Below are 6,653 nucleotides of genomic sequence, written 5' to 3'. Positions count from 1 at the left end.
CGCCGCGGCCGAGGGCGCGATCGAGGTCATGGCCGGCAGCGGCGTCGACGTCGCGAGTGCCCCCGTGCTCGCCGAGACCGGCATCGACGCGCTCCACTTCTCCGCCAAGCGCACGGTCGTCGCCGCGGGCGGCGTGCGCATGGGCTCGGCGTCCGACGGCGTGGGCGGCTACGAGGTCACCGACCGCGACATCGCGGTCGCGATCAGGGACGCGCTCGCGGGGCGCGACCGGTAGGGTCGCAGCGTGACCGACACCCGCGAGTTCACCGATTCCCACGGCATCGCCATCGTCTACGACGTCCACCCGGCTGCGGGCGAGCCCCGCGGCGTCGTGCAACTGTTGCACGGCGTGGGCGAGCACGCCGGCCGCTATCCCGCGCTGATCGCCGCGCTCACCGGCGCGGGCTTCCACGTGTACGCCGACGACCACCGCGGCCACGGGCGCACCGGTCTGCGTCAGCACGGCGACCCCGAGAAGCTGGGGCGGCTCGGCCCCGGCGGACTCCGGGCGGCGAAGGACGCGATCTGGCAGCTCACCGGCATCATCCGCGACGAGAACCCCGGCCTGCCGCTCGTGCTCCTCGGGCACTCGTGGGGGTCGTTCCTGGCGCAGATGCTCGTGAACGAGCACGCCGAGGCGTACGACGCGGTGATCCTCTCCGGCTCGGCACTGCGGACGCCGCGGTCGCTGAACCCCGCGCCGCTGAACGCCGCGTGGGCCGCCGACGACGCGACCGGATACGAGTGGCTGAGCCGCGACCCCGCGGTGTGGAAGTCCTTCGAGGAGGACCCGCTCACCACGGGCGTGCCCCTGCTGAAGCTCTTCGGTCCGCTCGACGCGGCGCGGCTCTACGGGCGTCCGGCGAAGCACCTCGCCCGCGACCTGCCGATGCTCCTCCTGGTCGGCCGCGACGACCCGGTCGGCGGTCCGCGCAGCGTCCACAAGCTCGCCGACGAGTATCGCCGCCGCTCGGGCCTCACCGACGTCACGACCCTCGTGTACCCCGACGCCCGCCACGAGATCTTCAACGAGCAGCAGCAGGACGAGGTGCGCGCCGACGTGCTCGCGTGGCTCGACGCGCACATCCCCGCCCGCTGACACCCCCGTGCTGCCGGGCGGCGACCCCGGTGCGAGGTCGTTATCGGCCCTCCGCCCGGCCTCGTGGGCCCCTTTTCGCACCCGCACCGGCCCGTCCGCACCCACACCCGCACGCGACCGAGGCGGACTGTGACGCGGGATGACGCGCGGTGAAGGAGTGTGACGCGAGCGCGCCGCGCCCGGCGTCGGCGACCTAGATTCGGGCTCATCCGCAGCAGGGACGGGAGGGCGCGCGGCGATGGGTTTCCGGAGCGACTGGCACGAATGGCATGCGGCGCGCGAGCGCTACGCCGGCGCGGAGTACGGGCCGTCCGCGCTCGAGTCCACGAACTGGCTCATCAGCGAGCCCGCGGCCGTCGACGGCATCCCCGGGCTCTGGGCCCTCGCCGGCGACGATGGCATCCGCGGCACCGAGCTCGGTCAGGCGGGGTCGAGCGTCACCCTCCGCGGCGCGCAGACCCTGCGCCTGGGCCGCCGCGAGCTGCGCGTGTTCGACCGCAACGGAGCGATCGCGCTGCGCGTGTGGAACCCCGCGCGCCCGCAGCGGGAGTGGTTCACGGCGATCGACGCCTACGCCCCGGACGAGCGGTGGCGGCTGCCCGCCACGTTCGAGCCGACGCCGGGCGAGCGGATCCTGGTGACCTCGGTCGACGGCGCCTCGCGCGAGACGGACGTGGCGGGGCGCCTGCACTTCACGCTCGCCGGAGCCCCGCACACCCTCACGGTCACCCGCACCGGTCAGGGCACGCTGAGCGCGGTGTTCTCCGACGGCACCAGCGGCCTGGAGACGTACCGGTTCCGTTTCCTCCCGGTCGACGAGCCCGCCGAGGACGGGACGGCGGTGCTCGACTTCACGCGCGCCTACCTGCCGCCGTGCGCGTTCTCCGACCAGTTCGTGTGCCCGCTGCCGCCACCGGGCAACCGCTACTCCACGCCCATCCGGGCGGGGGAGCGCGTGGTGGTGCTCGGCGGCTGACCCGCGCGGCACGGCGCGCCTTAAGCTGGAGTCGTGCACGGTGAATACAAGGTCCCTGGGGGCAAGCTCGTCGTCGTCGACCTCGAGGTGGAGAACGACCGGATCGCGCGGTTCCGGCTCGCCGGCGACTTCTTCCTGGAACCGGACTCGGCGCTCGACGACATCAACGCGGCGGTCGAGGGTCTGCCCGTGGAGTCCGACGCCTCCGCGATCGCGGCCGCCGTCCGCGGGGCCCTCCCCGAGGGGGCACAGCTGCTCGGCTTCACGCCGGAGGCGGTCGGCACCGCCGTGCGACGCGCCCTGGTCACCGCGCCGGGCTGGCGCGACTTCGACTGGGAGATCGTGCACGACAGGGCCGTCTCCCCGCGCATGAACCTCGCGCTCGACGAGGTGCTCACGTCGCGCGTGGGCGAGGGGCGTCGTCGTCCCACGCTGCGCATCTGGGAGTGGGACGAGTCGGCGGTCGTGATCGGCTCGTTCCAGTCGTACCGCAACGAGGTCGACCCCGAGGGCGCGGCCCGGCACGGGTTCGACGTGGTGCGCCGCATCTCCGGCGGCGGGGCCATGCTCATGGCGGCCGGCCAGATCATCACCTACTCGCTGTACGTGCCGGCGTCGCTCGTGGCGGGCATGACCTTCGCCGACTCCTACGCGTTCCTGGACGACTGGGTGCTGCAGGCGCTGCGCTCGCTCGGCATCGACGCGGTGTACCAGCCGCTCAACGACATCGCGAGCCCCACCGGCAAGATCGGCGGCGCCGCGCAGAAGCGTCTCGCCAACGGCGGGGTGCTGCACCACGCGACGCTGTCGTACGACATCGACGGTCAGGTGATGACCGAGGTGCTGCGCATCGGCCGCGAGAAGCTCAGCGACAAGGGCACCACGTCGGCGGCGAAGCGCGTCGACCCGCTGCGCAGCCAGACCGGGCTCGAGCGGGCGGAGATCATCGACCGGTTCGTGGAGACGTTCCGCTCGCTCACGTCCGCCGAAGACGGCACGATCACGCCGGAGGAGTACGCCGACGCCGAGGCTCTGGTGGAGTCGAAGTTCTCCACCGACGCGTGGCTGCACCGGGTGCCGTGACGACCTCGGACGCGGGCGCGGGCCGTCCCGTCGCCGCGGAGGGGGCGCCGCGGGGTGCGGTCGAGATCGTGGAGGGCGACAACCTCGCCGTCGCCGCGACGCTGCCGTCCGGATCGTTCACGCTGGTGTACCTCGATCCGCCGTTCAACACCGGGCGGGCGCGCGAGCGGCAGGTCGTGACCGCACGGCGGACGTTCACGACTCCTCACGACCCCGCCGATCCGGGGGCCCCCGGCGCCGACACGCGGGATTCGCCGGCGGAGCTCCGGAGTTCCGAACCCGCGGCGGCGGAGGCCGAGGTGCGGCACGGGTTCCACGGCCACGCGTACGAGCGGGTGCGGGGCATGCTCCGCGCGTACGACGACAGCTTCGACGACTACGGCGCCTTCCTGATGCCCCGGCTGGAGGAGGCGTGGCGGCTCCTGGGCGACGACGGCACGCTGTATCTGCACCTCGACTACCGGGAGGCGCACTACGCCAAGGTGATGCTCGACGCGGTGTTCGGGCGGGACTGCTTCCTCAACGAGCTGATCTGGGCCTACGACTACGGGGCGAAGTCGCGGCGGCGCTGGCCCACCAAGCACGACACGATCCTGGTGTACGTGAAGAACCCGCGCACGTACGTGTTCAACTCCGACGACGTCGACCGCGAGCCGTACATGGCTCCCGGTCTGGTCACGGCGGAGAAGGCGGCGCGCGGCAAGCTCCCCACCGACGTGTGGTGGCACACCATCGTCCCCACCACGGGTCGGGAGAAGACGGGCTATCCGACGCAGAAGCCCGAGGGGATCCTGCGGCGCATCGTCACGGCGTCGAGCCGTCCGGGCGATCGCGTGCTCGACCTCTTCGCGGGCAGCGGCACGACCGGGGCGGTGGCGTCGGCGCTGGGCCGTGACGCGGTGCTGGTCGACGACAACCCCGAGGCGGTGCGGATCATGGCCGAGCGCATGCCGCACGCCGAGGTCCGTCGCGGTTGAGGCTCAGACCGCGAGGGAGACCTTGCGCAGCGTCTCGGTCACCGTCCACACCGTGCGCATGCCGGCCGACAGGCGCATCACCGACCCGGGCCCGACCTCGACAGACGGCAGCGCGGGCTCGGTGAACTCGATGGTCGCGCGGCCAGACAGCACCACGAACACCTCCTCCTCCTCGGTGTCGCTCGCGGCGCCCGGCGTCATCTCCCAGACGCCGATCTCCGTCCCGTCCGTGGCGTCGAGCACGGCATACGCCGCGGTCGGCGCTCCGTCGCGCACCTCGTCCGCGGGCAGGGGCTCGTGCGCGAGGGCGACGGCGCGCGCGTCCACGGGCGTGCCCGGTGTCAGCGCGGTCACGAGTCGAACCCCATGCCGAGGGCGTCGAGCGTCTTCAGGAACGGGCCGCGTCGTCCCCCGTCGTGGTCGGCGCGGTCCATCGCGGCGCGCACCAGGTTGATGCCGATCGAGGCGGCGGGCTCGGGCGGGAAGGGGATCGGTTTCTCGCGCACCATGCGCAGCTCCGTGCGCTCGGTCTCCTCCCCGGCGAGCTTGTCGAGCATCACGTCGGCGGCGAACCGCGCGGCGCCCACCCCGAGCCCGGTGAATCCCGTGGCGTAGGCCACGCGTCCGCGACGGGCCGTGCCGAAGAACGCGCAGAACCGGCTGGAGGAGTCGATCGCGCCGGCCCAGCGGTGCGTGAAGCGGAGCCCCGCGAGCTGCGGGAACGTGGTGAAGAAGTGCGAGGCGAGGCGGCGGTGGCTCTCCATCCGGTCCTCGTACGCGGGGCGCACCTTCCCGCCGAAGTGGTAGACCGCGTCGTAGCCGCCGAACAGGATCCGGTCGTCGGCGGTGAGCCGGTAGTAGTGGAACTGGTTGGCGCTGTCGGCGAGGCCCTGGCGGTTGCGCCAGCCGATCGCGTCGAGCTGCTCCGCCGACAGCGGCTCGGTCATCAGCACGTAGTCGTACACGGGCACCGTCATGAGCCGGTTGCGCTTCAGCAGCGAAGGGAACACGTTCGTGGCGAGGGCGATGTTCTCCGCGGTCACCCGTCCGCCGTCGGTCACGAGGGTGACCGGGCCGGCGTCGGGTCCCTCGATGCGGCGCACCATCGTGTGCTCGTGGATCTGCACGCCGAGCTCGACGGCCAGGCGCGCGAGCTCCAGGCCGAGCTTGGCGGGGTGCACGAGGGCCGTGCCCTCCCGGTCCCACGCGCCGGCGAGGAACGTGGGGGAGTGCACCTCGGCCTGCACGGCGTCGCGGTCGAGGAAGCCCTCCTCCTCGCGCAGCCACTCCACCTGGTGCGGTTCCACGGCGACGGCCAGCTGGCCCGTGCGCTCGAACTCGGCGTCGAGGGCGTACCGGCGCACGGTGTCCTCGATGCCGTCGAGGTTCTGCCGCCCCAGCTCCTCGAGCCGGTCGATCTCCTCCGGCCACCGGTTCACGCCGTTCTCGTGGCCGTGCGTGATGCTGGCCTCGCAGAAGCCGCCGTTGCGCCCCGACGCGGCCCAGGCGACGCGCGAGGCCTCCAGCAGCACGACCGTGCGCCCGGGGTCGCGCTCCTTCGCCCTGATCGCGGTCCACAGCCCGGTGTAGCCGCCGCCGACGATCGCGAGGTCGGCGTGTGCCGTCCCGCGCAGCGGCGGATGCGTCGGGCGGTCGACGTCGTCGAGCCAGAAGACCGACAGGGCGGTGTCGCGCAGGGACTCGTCGATGACGGACGGCGCGGGACGCCGGCGTTCGAAGACCGTGGTGCCCATGTTCACTCCCGGGTGCGGGGACGCGTCAGCGCGTTCCCCAGTTGTAGAGGTCTTTGTACAGTCCGGCGTAGAGCAGGCTCTCGGTCTGCACGATGCCGGGGATGGTGCGGATGCGGGTGGCGATGAGGTCGATCAGGTGGTCGTCGTCCTCGCACACCGCCTCGACGAGGATGTCGAAGGTGCCGAGCGTGACGACGACGTACGCGAGCTCGGTGATCGCGGTCAGCTCCTCGGCGATCGCGCGGGGGTCGCCGGAGACGCGGATGCCGATCATCGACATGCGCCGGAAGCCGAGCTGGAGCGGGTCGGTGACGGCGACGATCTGGATGATCCCGGCCTCGGTCATGCGCTGCACCCGCTGGCGGGCGGCGGCCTCGCTGAGTCCGACCTCGCGCGCGATCTCGGAGTAGGGACGGCGGCCGTCTTCCTGCAGCAGCTCGACGATGCGCTTGGAGATGTCGTCGAGGGGCGGCTGCGGCGTCGGAGTCATGTACCGATAGTGACATTCTCAGGGGGCTGTCGCAACTGATTCCGTCGTTCGACCCTCGTCATCCTTCAGATTCCGCGTTCGAGTGGCTACCATGGCGCCATGCACACCCCGTCGACGACGACCGAGCCCCTGCACAACTTCCTCGGCGGCCGCGCCGTGCCCGCGCACGGACGGGGACGGCTGCCCCTGATCGACCCGGCGACCGAGGAGCCGTACGGCGAGATCCCCCTGTCCGACGCTGCCGACGTGGACGCGGCCGTCGCCGTGGAACCGC

7 protein-coding genes and 1 pseudogene are annotated in these 6,653 nt (G+C 72.5%); 5 read left to right on the top strand and 3 right to left on the bottom strand.

All coding sequences use genetic code 11. The annotated features are described in order from the left end of the window. The 5 genes and pseudogenes from DW299_RS14010 to DW299_RS13990 form a co-directional block, all read left to right on the top strand. Positions 1-235 (top strand): annotated as a pseudogene (locus DW299_RS14010) (copper homeostasis protein CutC); the annotation flags it as partial. Between the two features lie 9 nt (positions 236-244). Next, positions 245-1,099 carry an alpha/beta fold hydrolase gene (locus DW299_RS14005; protein WP_136028536.1) on the top strand — a complete coding sequence of 285 codons (855 nt, stop codon included), beginning with the start codon at positions 245-247 and terminating at the stop codon, positions 1,097-1,099. Between the two features lie 238 nt (positions 1,100-1,337). Further along, a complete protein-coding gene (locus DW299_RS14000; RefSeq protein WP_136036951.1) occupies positions 1,338-2,075 on the top strand; it encodes a DUF1684 domain-containing protein in 738 nt (245 codons plus the stop codon). 33 nt (positions 2,076-2,108) lie between these two features. Continuing rightward, the gene (lplAB, locus tag DW299_RS13995) at positions 2,109-3,158 is read left to right on the top strand and encodes a lipoate-protein ligase LplAB (RefSeq protein WP_136028538.1); all 1,050 of its coding nucleotides are present in this window, start codon (positions 2,109-2,111) and stop codon (positions 3,156-3,158) included. A 65-nt stretch (positions 3,159-3,223) separates the two neighbouring features. Further along, on the top strand, positions 3,224-4,135 hold the full coding sequence (locus tag DW299_RS13990; protein ID WP_136036952.1) for a DNA-methyltransferase: 912 nt from the start codon (positions 3,224-3,226) through the stop codon (positions 4,133-4,135). 3 nt (positions 4,136-4,138) lie between these two features. On the opposite strand, the gene DW299_RS13985 is transcribed toward DW299_RS13990, so the two are convergent. From DW299_RS13985 to DW299_RS13975, 3 genes are read right to left on the bottom strand one after another with little or no spacing between them, the layout of a single operon-like run. Further along, on the bottom strand, positions 4,139-4,489 hold the full coding sequence (locus DW299_RS13985) for a cupin domain-containing protein (RefSeq protein WP_136036950.1): 351 nt from the start codon (positions 4,487-4,489) through the stop codon (positions 4,139-4,141). Continuing rightward, a complete protein-coding gene (locus DW299_RS13980; RefSeq protein ID WP_136036949.1) occupies positions 4,486-5,889 on the bottom strand; it encodes an NAD(P)/FAD-dependent oxidoreductase in 1,404 nt (467 codons plus the stop codon). Before DW299_RS13980 ends, DW299_RS13985 begins: the two co-directional genes overlap by 4 nt. Positions 5,890-5,914: 25 nt before the next feature. After that, the gene (locus DW299_RS13975; protein WP_136036948.1) at positions 5,915-6,379 is read right to left on the bottom strand and encodes an Lrp/AsnC family transcriptional regulator; all 465 of its coding nucleotides are present in this window, start codon (positions 6,377-6,379) and stop codon (positions 5,915-5,917) included. Between the last annotated feature and the right edge of the window lie 274 nt (positions 6,380-6,653).

Origin of the sequence: Microbacterium sp. K35 (genome assembly GCF_004794375.1) — a bacterium.
GTDB lineage: Bacteria > Actinomycetota > Actinomycetes > Actinomycetales > Microbacteriaceae > Microbacterium > Microbacterium sufflavum.
This window is presented reverse-complemented; position numbering and strand designations above follow the sequence as displayed.